This is a genomic window from Streptomyces fulvorobeus, assembly GCF_013167895.1.
Classification (GTDB): Bacteria; Actinomycetota; Actinomycetes; order Streptomycetales; family Streptomycetaceae; genus Streptomyces; species Streptomyces fulvorobeus.
The window spans coordinates 2,959,470-2,973,061 of the sequence record NZ_BLWC01000001.1; the positions used below are offsets into that span (position 1 = coordinate 2,959,470).

The 13,592-nt window shown below is 71.8% G+C and carries 10 protein-coding genes and 3 pseudogenes; 1 reads left to right on the forward strand and 12 read right to left on the reverse strand.

All coding sequences use genetic code 11. The annotated features are described in order from the left end of the window. Nucleotides 1-69: 69 nt before the first annotated feature. Complete coding sequence (locus Sfulv_RS13305; RefSeq protein WP_173313890.1) at nucleotides 70-1,353, reverse strand: adenylosuccinate synthase; 1,284 nt, start codon at nucleotides 1,351-1,353, stop codon at nucleotides 70-72. A 185-nt stretch (nucleotides 1,354-1,538) separates the two neighbouring features. Here Sfulv_RS13305 and Sfulv_RS13310 point away from each other — a divergent pair. Beyond that, nucleotides 1,539-2,394, forward strand: a pseudogene (locus Sfulv_RS13310) (diacylglycerol kinase family protein). Between the two features lie 79 nt (nucleotides 2,395-2,473). Here the strand turns inward: Sfulv_RS13310 and Sfulv_RS13315 are convergent. The 11 genes and pseudogenes from Sfulv_RS13315 to Sfulv_RS13365 form a co-directional block, all read right to left on the reverse strand. Continuing rightward, nucleotides 2,474-3,678: pseudogene (locus tag Sfulv_RS13315) on the reverse strand (cytochrome P450). A 116-nt stretch (nucleotides 3,679-3,794) separates the two neighbouring features. Beyond that, complete coding sequence (locus tag Sfulv_RS13320) at nucleotides 3,795-4,457, reverse strand: response regulator (RefSeq protein WP_173313891.1); 663 nt, start codon at nucleotides 4,455-4,457, stop codon at nucleotides 3,795-3,797. Continuing rightward, the gene (locus tag Sfulv_RS13325; RefSeq protein ID WP_173313892.1) at nucleotides 4,454-5,815 is read right to left on the reverse strand and encodes a sensor histidine kinase; all 1,362 of its coding nucleotides are present in this window, start codon (nucleotides 5,813-5,815) and stop codon (nucleotides 4,454-4,456) included. Before Sfulv_RS13325 ends, Sfulv_RS13320 begins: the two co-directional genes overlap by 4 nt. A gap of 139 nt (nucleotides 5,816-5,954) precedes the next feature. Then, the gene (locus tag Sfulv_RS13330; RefSeq protein ID WP_173313893.1) at nucleotides 5,955-6,830 is read right to left on the reverse strand and encodes an alpha/beta hydrolase family protein; all 876 of its coding nucleotides are present in this window, start codon (nucleotides 6,828-6,830) and stop codon (nucleotides 5,955-5,957) included. Between the two features lie 134 nt (nucleotides 6,831-6,964). Further along, nucleotides 6,965-8,155: a kynureninase gene (kynU, locus tag Sfulv_RS13335; RefSeq protein ID WP_173313894.1), complete on the reverse strand. Its 1,191-nt coding sequence runs from the start codon at nucleotides 8,153-8,155 to the stop codon at nucleotides 6,965-6,967. Continuing rightward, nucleotides 8,148-8,996 (reverse strand): tryptophan 2,3-dioxygenase family protein, encoded by an 849-nt coding sequence (locus Sfulv_RS13340; protein WP_173313895.1) that lies wholly within the window; start codon nucleotides 8,994-8,996, stop codon nucleotides 8,148-8,150. Before Sfulv_RS13340 ends, kynU begins: the two co-directional genes overlap by 8 nt. 192 nt (nucleotides 8,997-9,188) lie before the next feature. After that, a pseudogene (locus tag Sfulv_RS13345) lies at nucleotides 9,189-9,601 on the reverse strand (DUF3151 domain-containing protein). A gap of 147 nt (nucleotides 9,602-9,748) precedes the next feature. Continuing rightward, nucleotides 9,749-10,903, reverse strand: coding sequence for a MalY/PatB family protein (locus Sfulv_RS13350; protein WP_173313896.1), 1,155 nt, complete (start codon nucleotides 10,901-10,903; stop codon nucleotides 9,749-9,751). Between the two features lie 104 nt (nucleotides 10,904-11,007). Next, nucleotides 11,008-12,030, reverse strand: coding sequence for a class II fructose-bisphosphate aldolase (fbaA, locus tag Sfulv_RS13355; protein ID WP_173313897.1), 1,023 nt, complete (start codon nucleotides 12,028-12,030; stop codon nucleotides 11,008-11,010). A 178-nt stretch (nucleotides 12,031-12,208) separates the two neighbouring features. Then, nucleotides 12,209-12,748, reverse strand: a complete 540-nt coding sequence (pyrE, locus tag Sfulv_RS13360; protein WP_173313898.1) for an orotate phosphoribosyltransferase — start codon at nucleotides 12,746-12,748, stop codon at nucleotides 12,209-12,211. Nucleotides 12,749-12,778: 30 nt separating this feature from the next. Next, on the reverse strand, nucleotides 12,779-13,573 hold the full coding sequence (locus Sfulv_RS13365) for an aldose epimerase family protein (protein WP_173313899.1): 795 nt from the start codon (nucleotides 13,571-13,573) through the stop codon (nucleotides 12,779-12,781). Between the last annotated feature and the right edge of the window lie 19 nt (nucleotides 13,574-13,592).

Below are 13,592 nucleotides of genomic sequence, written 5' to 3' on the forward strand. Positions count from 1 at the left end.
GGACCCCGGACGCGGGAGGGCCGGGACGCTGTGTGCGTCCCGGCCCTCCCGCGTCACGCCTTTCCCGGTCTACAGGAAGGAGTTGATCTGGATCGTCTCGGTGCGGCCGGGGCCGACACCGATCGCCGAGATCGGGGCGCCCGACATCTCTTCGAGCGCCTTCACGTAGTCCTGCGCGTTCTTCGGCAGGTCGTCGAAGGTCTTCGCCTTCGTGATGTCCTCGGACCAGCCGGGCAGCATCTCGTAGACCGGCTTCGCGTGGTGGAAGTCGCTCTGGCTGTACGGCAGTTCCTCGACGCGCTTGCCGTCGATCTCGTACGCGACGCACACCGGGATCTGCTCCCAGCCGGTCAGCACGTCCAGCTTCGTGAGGAAGAAGTCGGTGAGACCGTTGACCCGGGTCGCGTACCGCGCGATCGGGGCGTCGAACCAGCCGCAGCGACGGTCACGGCCGGTGGTGACACCGCGCTCGCCACCGATGCGGCGCAGCGCCTCGCCGTCCTCGTCGAGCAGCTCCGTCGGGAACGGACCGGCGCCGACGCGCGTGGTGTACGCCTTGAGGATGCCGATGACCCGGCTGATCTTCGTCGGGCCCACGCCGGAACCGGTGCAGGCGCCGCCCGCGGTCGGGTTCGAGGAGGTGACGAAGGGGTACGTGCCGTGGTCGACGTCGAGCAGCGTGCCCTGGCCGCCCTCGAAGAGGACGACCTTGCCCTCGTCGATGGCGTCGTTGAGGATCAGTGTCGTGTCGGCGACGTACGGCTTCAGCCGGTCCGCGTACGTGAGCAGCTCCTCGACGATCTTCCCGGACTCGATCGCGCGCCGGTTGTAGAGCTTGGCGAGGATCTGGTTCTTGAAGTCGAGGGCCGCCTCGACCTTCTGGACGAGGATCGACTCGTCGTAGAGGTCCTGGACCCGGATACCGACGCGGTTGATCTTGTCCGCGTACGTCGGTCCGATACCGCGACCGGTGGTACCGATCTTGCGGGAGCCGAGGAAGCGTTCCGTCACCTTGTCGACGGTGACGTTGTACGGAGTGATCAGATGAGCGTTACCGCTGATCAGAAGCTTGGACGTGTCGACGCCTCGCTCGTTCAGACCGTTCAGCTCGGAGAACAGCACGGCCGGGTCGACCACGACTCCGTTCCCGATGACCGGGGTACACCCCGGCGACAGGATTCCGGAGGGGAGGAGATGCAGTGCGTACTTCTGGTCGCCCACGACGACCGTGTGGCCGGCATTGTTGCCGCCCTGATAGCGCACGACATAGTCCACGGAACCACCGAGGAGGTCGGTGGCCTTCCCCTTGCCCTCGTCACCCCACTGAGCACCGAGCAGCACAAGTGCGGGCACAGGCGTACACCCCTTCCGGGCGGGGCATGTCCAAGGCCAGGGGGCGTACGTAAAGGTGTACCTGCCGCACGACGATGTACGGCAAAGCCTGAGCCGTCGAACCGGGTGCCCCGGAATAGACGAAGCCCCTGGCGCAATAGCGCAAGGGGCTCTTGCACCAAGATGCTACCCGAGGAAGGACCGAGGTGTCGGCTGCAGAGCCCCCGGCGACGGCGACCACCAGCTTCTGGTGCTCATCGACCCGGTCGCCCGCCGGACCGACGGTGAGTCCGTCCGTATCGCGAAGGATGTGCTGAGCGCCGGCTCACGCGCCAAGATCTGCCTTCCGGACACCCCCGAGGAGTTCATCAGAGCCCTGTCGCGGCGGGGCGGACGACGGCCGGTGGTCGTCGGCGACGACGGGGCGCTGCTGCGCGCCGTCGCCCATCTGCACCGGGAGCGCGAGCTGTCCGGTGGCGCCCTCTCGCTGATCCCGGTCGGCGCCCCGCCCACCCTCGAACTGGCCCACGCGCTCGGCGTGCCCCGCGGCGCGGTCGCCGCGGCCCGCTCGGCGCTCGACGGCACGGTCCGACGGCTCGACCTGCTGGTGGACGACAGCGACGGTGTGGTCCTCGGCAGACTGCGCATCCCGGTCCTGCCCCGACCCGTGCGGCCTCCCATCCGGGGGTCACGGCGGTCTGGGACACCTGCCGCTCGCTGGTGGCGTCCCTGGTCCACCCGGCCGCCCCCACCACCGCCCACCCGCCGCCGCGCACGTACCGGCTGCGCGTGGAGGCGGACGGCGTCCTGCTCAACGACCTGGACCGGCCGGTCGAGGGCGTCTCGGTGACCGCCCAGGGTGACGGTGGCCTGGTCGACGTGGTGATACACACCTCGCCTGGCCGGTCGGAGTCCCGGGAGGCCAAGGCGGTGACGGTCTCCGGCGCCGACTTCCGCTACCGGGCCGACATACACGTCACGGGCCCGGTGCGCACCCGGACGTGGACGGTACGGGCGGGAGCGTGGTCGCTGATACTGCCCCCGGTGGTGGGGGCGGGATAGGCCGGGCCGGCAGCGCGGCGGCTCCCCGATGGCGGCCCTCGGTCCGCCCCGCCGTCACCGGGACACGGCCTCTTCACCGTCACACCTCCACGTCCAGCGCCTTCAGCCCCCGGATCACGTATCCCGGATGCCACTGCGGCTCCCCGGCCGGCCGCATGCCCGGCGCCTTGCGCAGCAGCTCGCCGAAGGAGGCCGCCAGCTCGATACGGGCCAGCGGTGCGCCCAGGCAGTAGTGAATGCCCGCCCCGAACGTGAGGTGCGGGTTGTCCGGCCGGGACAGGTCCAGCCGGTCCGGCTCGGCGAACCGCTCCGGGTCCCGGTTGGCGGAGCCGAACAGCAGCGCGACCTCCGAGCCGCGCGGAATCACGGTCCCACCGATCTCGATGTCGTCGAGCACCCAGCGCTCGAACATCTGCAGAGGGGTGTCGTAGCGCAGCAGCTCCTCCACAGCGGTGGGCAGCAGCCCGTGGTCCCCGCGCAGGGCCGCCAGCTGCTCCGGGTGCCGGAAGAGCGTCCACCAGCCGTTGACGGTGGTGTTGACGGTCGCCTCGTGGCCCGCGTTCAGCAGCAGCACACAGGTGGAGATCATCTCCTGCTCACTCAGCCGCTCCCCCTCGTCATGGGCGGCGATGAGCGCGGAGATCAGGTCCGTCCCGGGGTCGCTCCGGCGTTCCGCGATCAGTCCCCGCAGATACGCGGAGAAGTCGGCCGACGCCCGCACGGCCGCCCGGGCCGTCTCCTCCGAGGGGTTCAGCTCGAACATCCCGCAGATCGCCGAGGACCAGGGCCGCAGCAGCTCCCGGTCTCCCTCCGGCACGCCCAGCATCTCCGCGATCACGGCGACCGGCAACGGTTCGGCGACCGCCGCCAGCAGGTCACCCCCGCCGGAGGCGACGAACGCGTCGACCAGGTCGGCCGCCAGCCGCTCCACCGTGGGCGCCAGGCGCTCGACCGTACGCGGTGTGAACGCCTTGGAGACCAGCCGCCGGATGCGGGTGTGGTCGGGGCCTCCAGGTCGAGGAGCCCCTGCCCGTTCAGCGTGTGGAAGGGCTCGTGCGCGTCCGGCGGCGGGGTGCGCCCGAACTCCTCGTGCGTGAACCGGTGCAGGTAGGTCCGGCCCAGCCGCCGGTCGCGCAGCAGCGCGGACACATCGGAGTGGTGCGGGATCAGCCACTGCCTGGTCGGCTCGAAGAAGTGCGCCCGGCCGGCGGCGCGCAGCGCGGTGTAGGCGGGGTACGGATCGGCGACGAACGCCGGTGACCAGGGGTCGAAGGACACATACATGCCCCGACGCTACCGGCCGGCGCCCCACCGCACCCGGGCCCCGCGCCTGCATGCCCCGGGTCCCGGGCCCCCGCACCCCACCGTCCCACCGGGCTCCCGCCCGGACCCACCCGGCCCTACCCGGGTGTGACCAGCCGTGCCTCGTACGCGAACACCGCCGCCTGCGTCCGGTCGCGCAGCCCCAGCTTGACCAGGATGCGGCTCACATGCGTCTTGATGGTGGACTCGGCGACCACCAGCCGGGAGGCGATCTCGGCGTTCGACAACCCCTGCGCGATCAGCACGAGCACCTCCGTCTCCCGCTCCGTGAGGTCCCCGATCCGGGCCAGCGCGGGCGGGCGCGGCGCTTCGGCGAGCTTGGAGAACTCCGTGATCAGCCGCCGGGTGACGGCCGGGGCCAGCAGCGCCTCCCCGGACGCCACCACCCGTACCCCTTCCGCCAGCTGCCGCGCCGACGCGTCCTTCAGCAGGAAGCCGGAGGCGCCCGCGCGCAACGCCTGGTACACGTACTCGTCGAGGTCGAAGGTGGTGAGGACGAGGACCTTGGCGTCCGGGTCGGCGGCGACGATCTCGCGGGTCGCCTCGATGCCGTTGAGCTCCGGCATCCGGATGTCCATCAGCACGACGTCCGGACGCAGGGCCGCCACCTGCGAGACGGCCTGGCGACCGTCGACGGCCTCGCCCACGACCTCGATGCCCGGCATGGCGTTGAGGAGGACGGAGAACCCCTCGCGGACCATCATCTGGTCGTCGACGATCAGCACCCCGATGGTGCTCATACGGCGCCGCCCGCCGCCGTGTCCCGCCCCGCCGTGTCCTGCACAGCCGTGCCGTCCGCCCCCTGCTCGCGCACGGTCTGCACGGGGATGAACGCGGTCACCTCGTAGCCGCCGTCCGCCGTCGCCTCGGCCGTCATCTCACCGTCGAGCATGGCCACCCGCTCGCGCATCCCGGTGATGCCGTGCCCGGCCCCCGGCGACGGTTTGACGAGACCGGTGGGCGGCCCGTTCACCACCCGCAGTCCGAGCCCGCCGAGTACGTAACCGATCTCCACCTTCGCGGTGGCGCCCGGCGCGTGCCGCAGCGTGTTGCTCAGGGCCTCCTGGATGATCCGGTACGCCGACAGCTCGACGCCCTGCGGCAGCTCGCGTACGGCTCCGGTGACGGTCTTCTCCGTCCGCAGTCCCGCGTCGCCCACGTTGGCCAGGAGGCGGTCCAGCTCGGCGAGCGTGGGCTGCGGCCCCCCGGGTGCCTCGTATCCCTCGGCCCGTACGACTCCCAGGACCCGGCGCAGCTCGGTGAGCGCGGCGACGGCGTTCTCCCGGATCGTGCGGAACGCCTGCTCCAGCTCGGGCGGCGGATTCTCCACCCGGTAGGGAGCGGCCTCCGCCTGGATCGCGACGACCGACATGTGGTGGGCGACGACATCGTGCAGTTCGCGGGCGATGGTCGTGCGCTCCTCCAGGAGCGTGCGCCGGTCGCGTTCGACGGCGGTCACCGTGCGCTGCACGGTCACCTCGCGCTGGGCGTCCCGGCGCACCTGGACCATGGCGACGACGAGCAGGGCGAAAGCGGAGGTGACGGCCATGCCCGAGATCGTGGAGGAGCGGTAGAACCCGCCGAACGTGTCCAGGAAGGAGCCCAACAAGAGGGTCAGGGTCCACATCCAGGCCGCCGTACGGGGCCGGGTGCGGGCAGCGACGACGACCATCACGCCCAGGTGGCAGAGGAACATGCCCGGCCCCCACGGCCAGTCACCACTGCCCGCGACCGCCGCCACCGGGGTCAGCGCCATCGACGCCCAGAAGGCACCGACCGGCCTGACCAGGGTCAGCAGCAGCGGAACGGCCGGCAGCAGTCCGGTCACGACGGCGGGCACTCCGTAGACGCCGTCGGAGTCCGCCGCCGTCAGGCCGATCATCACCGTGAACAGGGCCAGCACGCCGACCGCCGCGTGCGGGGACCAGACGGCACGCGCCCGCAGCCGCTCGGGCAGCCGCCGGATCACCCGGCCGCCGGTCCCCAGCGGGTCCAGCGGACGGTAGGCGAGCACATCGTGGAAGAGGTCCTGCCGCAGGCCGCCTATCGTGTCTGCGGCCACCCGGAACTCGGGGCTTCTGGTCTTGGTCTCGGTCACGCCTCTCACGGTAGGCGGCGCGGCGAGCCGGGTCGTCAGCAGTGATACGGATTCCCCGGCGTCCGCCGAAAGGACTACGTGAGCCTCCGGAAGCAGTCGGGGAAGCGGCCCGGGCCTGCCCCCGCGGACAGGCCCGGGGTCACCAGGCGAGCTGGGCCAGCTCCTCCGCGACCACGGCGCACGCGTCGGCCGACGGGTCGATGAGCGGGAAGTGGCCGACCCCGTCGAGCAGCGTCAGGCCCACCATCTCCCCCGCCCTGGCCGCCGCGTCGACGAACGCCTCGGAGACCGCGGGGGGCACGGTCAGATCGCAGGTGCCCTGCACCACGGCTGTCGCGATACCGGTGGGCAGCAGGGCGGCCGGGTCGGCGAAGCCACTCCGCTCCGCGAACTCACCCTCGCCGCCCAGCAGTTGGTGTACGGCTCCGGAGCAGACGCCCAGCTCGACGGCCGTCGCGAAGTCGGCGACAGGCGCCAGCGCCACCACCCCGCGCAACGGCGGCGGCGCGGGCAGCCGCCACGGTGACCCCTCGGGAAGTACGTGCCTGGCCGCCGCCCACAGCGCCAGCTGACCACCCGCCGAGTGCCCGGTGACCACGATCCGCCGCACATCGGCCTGCGGCAGCTCCCGCCCGGCCAGCACCGGCACCGCGTCCATCGCGGCGGCCACGTCGTCGAACGTCTCGGGCCAGCGCCCCGCGGCCGGTTCGCCACCGCGCTGCTGCGGGATCTCCCCGCCGCGCCGGTACTCGACGCTGGCGACGGCGAAGCCGCGCCTGGCCAGGAAGTCCGCGAGCGGCGACACGTGCCGCCGGTCGTAGGGCGCCCGCCACGCCCCGCCGTGCAGCAGGACGACGAGCGGCGCCCCCGTCCGGCCGTCCCGGGGCGCGTAGAAGTCGATCACCTGGTCGGGGTGGCTGCCGTAGGCCGCGGACCGGTCGGGGGCGATCACCGGATGGGCGAACGCCGACTCCTCCTCGGCGGCATCACGATCACGCGCGGCAGAATCCGACATGCTGCTCCAACCGTCCCTCGAATAAGCCCAACTGGCTTGACCTGCGGGGACGGTATCAGCACCGGGCGACTCCCTCCGATCACCGGACGGGCGCCGTGGGCCCGTCCGGCGACCGGGGAACAGTGTCGGCGGGGCTACCCCTCCAGCACGTCCGCGAGAATCCGCGCCGCGCGCTCGGCGTCCGCGAAGCCGACGTACAGCGGCGTGATACCGAACCGCAGTACGTCGGGCCGCCGCAGATCACCGACGACGCCCCGCTCGACGAGCGCGCGCATCACCCGCTCGGTGTCCTCGCACCGCAGCGCGACCTGGCTGCCGCGTTCCGCGTGCGCGGCCGGGGTGACCGAGGTGACCCGGCCGGGTGGCACGTACGCGGCGACGCACTCCAGGAAGAAGTCCGTCAGCGCGAGGGACTTCGCCCGTACGGCGGTCACCTCGACCCCGTCCCACACGTCCAGCGACGCTTCGAGCGCCAGCATGGACAGGATGTCGGGGGTGCCGACCCGGCCCCGTACCGAACCCTCGGCGGGCGCGTATCCGGGCGTCATCGCGAACGGGTCCGCGTGCGACGTCCAGCCCGGCAGGGGGGAGTCGAAGGCCGCCTGGTGGCGCTCGGCGACGTACAGGTAGGCCGGCGAACCGGGACCGCCGTTCAGGTACTTGTACGTGCAGCCGACGGCCAGGTCGACCCCGTGCTCGTCCAGGCCCACGGGCAGGGCGCCCGCGCTGTGGCACAGGTCCCAGACCGCGAGACCGCCCGCCGCGCGCACGGCGGCGGTGAGAGCGGGCAGATCGTGGAGCCTGCCCGTGCGGTAGTCGACGTGGTTGAGCAGGACGACGGCCGTACGGGGGCCGAGCGCGGCCGGTACGTCGGCGGGGGCGACGGGCACGATCCGGTGGCCGGTCAGCCGGGCGGCGGACCCGGCGATGTACCCGTCCGTGGGAAACGTCGTCGCGTCCACCAGGATCTCGTCGCGCCCCTGCGCCGCGAGGCGGCTCGCGGCGACGACGGCCTTGAAGACGTTCACGCTCGTGGAGTCGCCCACCACGATCTGTCCGGGCCCGGCCCCGACGAGCGGGGCGATACGGTCGCCGATCCGCTCGGGCGCGGTCCACCAGCCGCTCTCCTCCCACGACCTGATACGCAGCTCGCCCCACTCGCGGGTGAGGACCTCCTGGAGCCGCGCGGGGACGTGCCTGGGCAGCGCGCCCAGCGAGTTCCCGTCGAGGTAGACGGTGTCGTCGAGCGTGAACAGCTCGCGGTACTTGGCGAGTTCGTCGGCGGCGTCGAGCGCCGCCGCCCTCCCGGCGTAGGTCTCAGACATGGCTGCGTGCCGTCCAGAGCTCGGGGAAGACACTCTTCGTGGCCCGCTTCTCCAGCCAGGCGACCCCGGCCGAGCCGCCGGTCCCGGTCTTGGAGCCCATCGCACGGCGGGTGGCGACCAGGTGGTCGTTGCGCCAGCGCCAGACCAGTTCGCCGACGTCGGTGAGCGTCTCACCGAGGCGGACCAGCTCGGCGTTCTGGTCGGGATCGGCGTAGATCCGCGCCCAGACGGCCTCGACCTCGGGCGACGGCTCGTACTTCCTGGTCAGGTCCCGGCCGAGCACCGACTGCGGCACCGCGTACCCGCGCCGGGCGAGCAGGGCGAGCGCCTCGTCGTACAGACCGGGCTCGTGGAGCGCCTTCTCCAGCTCGGCGTGGACCCGGGGCGCGCCCCGGTGCGGTACGAGCATGGAGGCGGACTTGTCCCCGAGCAGGAACTCCATCCGCCGGTACATCGCCGACTGGAATCCGGAGCCCTCACCGAGCGCGCCCCGGTAGGAGTTGAACTGGGCGGGGGTGAGGCCGGCCAGCGGGGTCCAGGAGGCGTTCAGCGCCTCCAGCTCCCGTACGGACCGCTTCAGCGCGTCGCGCGCGGCGGGTATGCGGTCCTCGCGCAGGGCGTGCGCCGCGGTCTCCCACTCATGGACGATGACCGTGAACCACAACTCCATGACCTGGGTGGTGACCAGGAAGACCATCTCGCCGGGATCGTCCGAGCGAAGGTGCTGGAGGTGGGTCAGGACATCCGCCTGGACATAGTCCTCGTACGGAGTCGTTCCCGCGAAGTCGAGGTGCGGGTTGGCCGCACCGGTGGCTTCGGGGTCGGGGTGATTCGTCGACATTTCTGTCTCCTCGACACGAGCTTCCGGGTAGCGGTCCGCCCCTTCCGTGAGGAAGTGGAGCTCCGGTCCCCTGCCCGCATCCTAAGCCGGAGCCGGGGGCGGCGTCCTGCGTGGCAGGTCGGGCGGCCTGCCCGGCAGCGCGCGGGCCCCGCGGACGGCACGCGTCCACGGGGCCCGGTACGGCGCGGGGGGTCAGCCCAGCGTGTCGGCGGCGGTCTGCGAGGAGTCGCGCAGGAACGACGAGCAGCGCTCGTACTCCTCCTGCTCGCCGATGTCCCCCGCCGCGCGGGCCAGGGCGTGCAGCGCCCGCAGGAAGCCGCGGTTCGGCTCGTGCTCGAACGGGACGGGGCCGTGGCCCTTCCAGCCGGCGCGGCGCAGGGCGTCGAGGCCGCGGTGGTAGCCGGTGCGGGCGTACGCGTACGACTCGATGACCCGGCCGCCCTCGTACGCCTCGTCGGCGAGCTGCGCCCAGGCCAGCGAGGAGGTGGGGTACTTCGCTGCGACGTCGGCGGGCGCCGCGCCGTTGGCGAGCAGCTCGCGCGGCTCCGGGTCGTCGGGCAGATGGGTCGGGGAGGGCCCCCGAGCAGGTTCTCGTGGATGGACATGGGTGCAAGTGTGCCTGCTGGGACGGGCCCGTGGGCATCACCCCGCTTCCCGCCCGCGCTCCGGGGTCCCCGGGCGCCGCGCCGGGCGGGATCGGCCCGGCGGGCGTGAGCGGGTAGGCGTTGCCCGGCCCACGGCCACCCGTACCCCTACCGGGCCGCCCCGAGGCCCCGTATCAGCGCCTCCACGCCCGCGATCACCTTGCTGCGCGGGCACCCCACGTTCAGCCGCAGGAACCCCGGCGCCCCGTACACGGTCCCAGGCATGATCGCGACCTTCTCCCGCTCGACCAGCACCCGCTGCAACACCTCGTCGTCCACGCCCAGCGGCCGCACATCGATCCACGCCAGGTAGCCCGCCTGCGGCGGCTCCCACCCGAGCCCGGGGAACGCGCCGTTCAGCCGTTCCGCCACCAGAGCGAGGTTTCCCGCCACATACGCGCGGACCGCGTCCAGCCACCCCGCGCCCTCCCGGTACGCCGCGATGTGCGCGGTCAGCGAGAGCACCGCGGGCGAGGCGAGCCCTTCCGCCGTCTCCATCCGCCGAAGGAACTCCGCACGGTCCGCCGCCCGGCCGATGATCCCGTACGAGCCCGAGAGCGCCGGAAAGTTGAACGACTTCGTCGCGGACGTGATGACGGCCCAGCGCCCGTCACCCCCCACCCGCGTCCACGGCACGTGCCGGTACCCCTCGTGCACGAAGTCCGCGTGTATCTCATCGCTGATCACAGCCACCCCGTGCCGTCCGGCCGACCCGGCCATTTCCGCCAGCTCCTGGGCCGTCCACACGCGCCCGGTGGGGTTGTGCGGCGAGCACAGCACGAGCACCTTCGCATCGGCCCGCGCCAGCTCGGTCTCCAGCGCCTCCGCGTCCCCCACCGGCACCCCGCGCAGCTCGCGCCCGAGCCCGGTGATCACCTTGCGGAAACCGTCGTACGTGGGGGTGTGGACGACCACCCCGTCCCCGGCCTCCGTCCACATCTGGAGCAGCTGCGAGAGCTGGCTGAGCACGGACGGCGCGTAGACCAGCCGCCCGGTGTCGAGCGGTGTGCCGTACCGGGTCCCGTACCAGTGGGCTACCGCCGACCGGAAGTCGTCCTGGCGCCAGTCCGTGTAGCCGAACACCCCGTGGCCGAGCCGGGCCCGCAGGGCCGCCAGCACCTCGGGAGCGGTCTCGAAGTCCATGTCGGAGATGGTGAACGGCAGCAGCCCGTCCACTCCGAAGCGGTCGGCGACCCCGTCCCACTGGACGCACCAGGTGCCCCGGCGGTCGACGACGGTGTCGAAGTCGTAGGACGTACTCACAGCGCGTACCTCGCCTCACTCGGAGCCTGCCGGAGCCCGGCACCCATGCCAGGGGCCCGGCACCCCCGAGGGGTGCCGGGCCCACCGCCACACAGCCGTGCCGGCTACTTCAGCCTGGTGCCCGTGGAACGCAGGTTGGCACACGCCTCGGTGACGCGCGCCGCCATGCCGGCCTCGGCCAGCTTGCCCCAGGTGCGCGGGTCGTACGCCTTCTTGTTGCCGACCTCGCCGTCGACCTTCACCACACCGTCGTAGTTGCGGAACATGTGGTCCACGACCGGGCGGGTGAAGGCGTACTGGGTGTCGGTGTCGAGGTTCATCTTCACGACGCCGTTCTCCAGCGCGGTGGCGATCTCCTCCGCGGTGGAGCCGGAGCCGCCGTGGAAGACGAAGTCGAACGGGGACACCTTGCCGTACTTGGCGCCGACGCCCTCCTGGAGGTCCTTCAGCAGCTCGGGGCGGAGCACGACGTTGCCCGGCTTGTAGACGCCGTGCACGTTGCCGAAGGAAGCGGCCAGCAGGTAACGGCCCTTCTCGCCCAGGCCGAGCGCCTCGGCCGTACGCAGCGCGTCGTCGACGGTCGTGTACAGCTCGTCGTTGATCTCGTGCGTGACGCCGTCCTCCTCGCCACCGGTCGGGGTGATCTCGACCTCAAGGATGATCTTGGCGGCGGCGGCCTTCGCGAGCAGCTCCTGCGCGATGGACAGGTTGTCGGCGAGGGTCTCGGCGGAACCGTCCCACATGTGGGACTGGAACAGCGGGTTGAGACCCTTGGCGACGCGCTCCACCGAGACCTCGATCAGCGGACGCACATAGGTGTCCAGCTTGTCCTTGGGGCAGTGGTCGGTGTGCAGCGCGACCGTGACGTCGTACTTGGGGGCGACGATGTGCGCGAACTCGGCCAGCGCGACCGCGCCCGTGACCATGTCCTTGTTGTACTGGCCGCCCAGGAACTCCGCACCACCGGTGGAGATCTGGATGATGCCGTCGCTCTCGGCCTCCGCGAAACCACGCAGTGCGGCGTGCAGGGTCTGGGTCGACGTCACGTTGATGGCCGGGTAGGCGAACTTGCCTGCCTTCGCCCGGTCGAGCATCTCGGCGTAGACCTCGGGGGTTGCGATGGGCATCTGTCCGCTCCTTGGGATGTGCGGGTGTGCAGTGCTGGTCCCTGACCTGGGGGCGACGTCATCGTCGCCCCCATCTTCCCAGACTCTCGCCGCGGCTCCACCCGGCCTCCCGCATGCGGACATACGTGAGGGCGGGCTGTTTCACGTGAAACAGCCCGCCCTTGTTCGAATCCGCAGGTCAGGCCAGGTCGAGGTCGGCCACGGAGTACACGTGGACGTAGCGCAGCCCGGCCTCCGATACGGCCGGAGCGGCCCCTCGCTCCACGATCACGGCGACGGCGACGACCTCGCCCCCGGCCTCGCGCACCGCCTCCACGGCGGTCAGCGGCGAACCGCCCGTCGTCGAGGTGTCCTCGACGACCAGGCAGCGGCGGCCCTTCACGTCCGTGCCCTCGATCCGGCGCTGCATCCCGTGCGCCTTCTGGGCCTTGCGGACGACGAAGGCGTCCAGGCTCCGCCCGCGCGCCGCGGAGGCGTGCAGCATGGACGTGGCCACCGGGTCGGCACCCAGCGTCAGGCCGCCGACGCAGTCGTACTCCAGACCGGCGGTGGCGTCGAGCATCACCTGGCCCACCATCGGCGCGGCCTTGCCGTCCAGCGTGATCCGGCGCAGGTCGATGTACCAGTCGGCTTCCAGACCCGAGGAGAGGGTCACCTTGCCGTGCACCACGGCCTTGTCCTTGATCTGCTGGAGCAGCTCAGCGCGTACGTCAGTCATGTTCACGAGGGTAAGCGGTGCCGTCGCCGGTCAGAGCCGCACCCAGCTCCAGGTCGTGGCGATCTCCAGCGGCTCGATCGGGGTGACCAGCCGGGGCGCGGTGTTCAGCCCGTTCGGCGGGCCGGACTGCGGCTCGACACACACCGCCTCGTCCTGCTCGTCGTAGACGACGACCCACTCGTCCCGGCTCTTCACCGTCAGCTCCAGCCGCTCCGGCCAGGTGAGCTTCACGTCGACGCCGTCAGGCATCCCGAAGCAGTCGTCCCACGGGCCGGGCAGCGGGTCGATCCGGCGGCCGGTCGGCAGGTGGTTCTCGCCGCGCTCCTCCTGCCAGGCCGCGTCGAAGTCGATCCGGACGTCCTGGCCGCCGAGGGTGCGGAGGAACCACGGGTGCCAACCGGCCTGCGCCGGGAAGGAGTCCACGTGCGCCTCGACCCCCATGCGGAGCGTCAGCGAGTCCTCCGCGAGCTCGAAGGTCTGGGTGACCCTGCCCGGATACGGCCACGGTTCGGCCAGGTCGTAGTAGAAGGCCGCCTCGCTTCCGGTCTCCCTGGCGGTGTGCCAGGAGGTGTCACGCCCGGTGCCGTGCATGGCGTGCGGCGGGGGGTTCAGCGGCAGGACGTGCAGTTCACCACCGCTGCGGAACTGCCCGTTCCCGGTACGGCCGCACCAGGGAACCATCGGGAAACAGCCGTACCGCTCCCCTTGGCGCAGCAGTTCGGTGCCCCCGATCCGCAGACTGCTGATACGGCAGCCGTGGGTGGGGTCGACGGTCAACTCGGCGTCGCCGACTGTCAGCTGGACGTTCTTCGAAGCTCTGCTCACCCCACGACACTACGTGGGC

What these genes read in the sequence shown, in the direction of transcription:
- Sfulv_RS13320 (WP_173313891.1), bottom strand. Translation starts at nt 4,457, where the DNA reads ATGAGCACCATCGGGGTGCTGATCGTCGACGACCAGATGATGGTCCGC.
- Sfulv_RS13330 (WP_173313893.1), bottom strand. Translation starts at nt 6,830, where the DNA reads ATGTCGGATTCTGCCGCGCGTGATCGTGATGCCGCCGAGGAGGAGTCG.
- kynU (WP_173313894.1), bottom strand. Translation starts at nt 8,155, where the DNA reads ATGTCTGAGACCTACGCCGGGAGGGCGGCGGCGCTCGACGCCGCCGAC.
- Sfulv_RS13340 (WP_173313895.1), bottom strand. Translation starts at nt 8,996, where the DNA reads ATGTCGACGAATCACCCCGACCCCGAAGCCACCGGTGCGGCCAACCCG.
- fbaA (WP_173313897.1), bottom strand. Translation starts at nt 12,030, where the DNA reads ATGCCCATCGCAACCCCCGAGGTCTACGCCGAGATGCTCGACCGGGCG.
- pyrE (WP_173313898.1), bottom strand. Translation starts at nt 12,748, where the DNA reads ATGACTGACGTACGCGCTGAGCTGCTCCAGCAGATCAAGGACAAGGCC.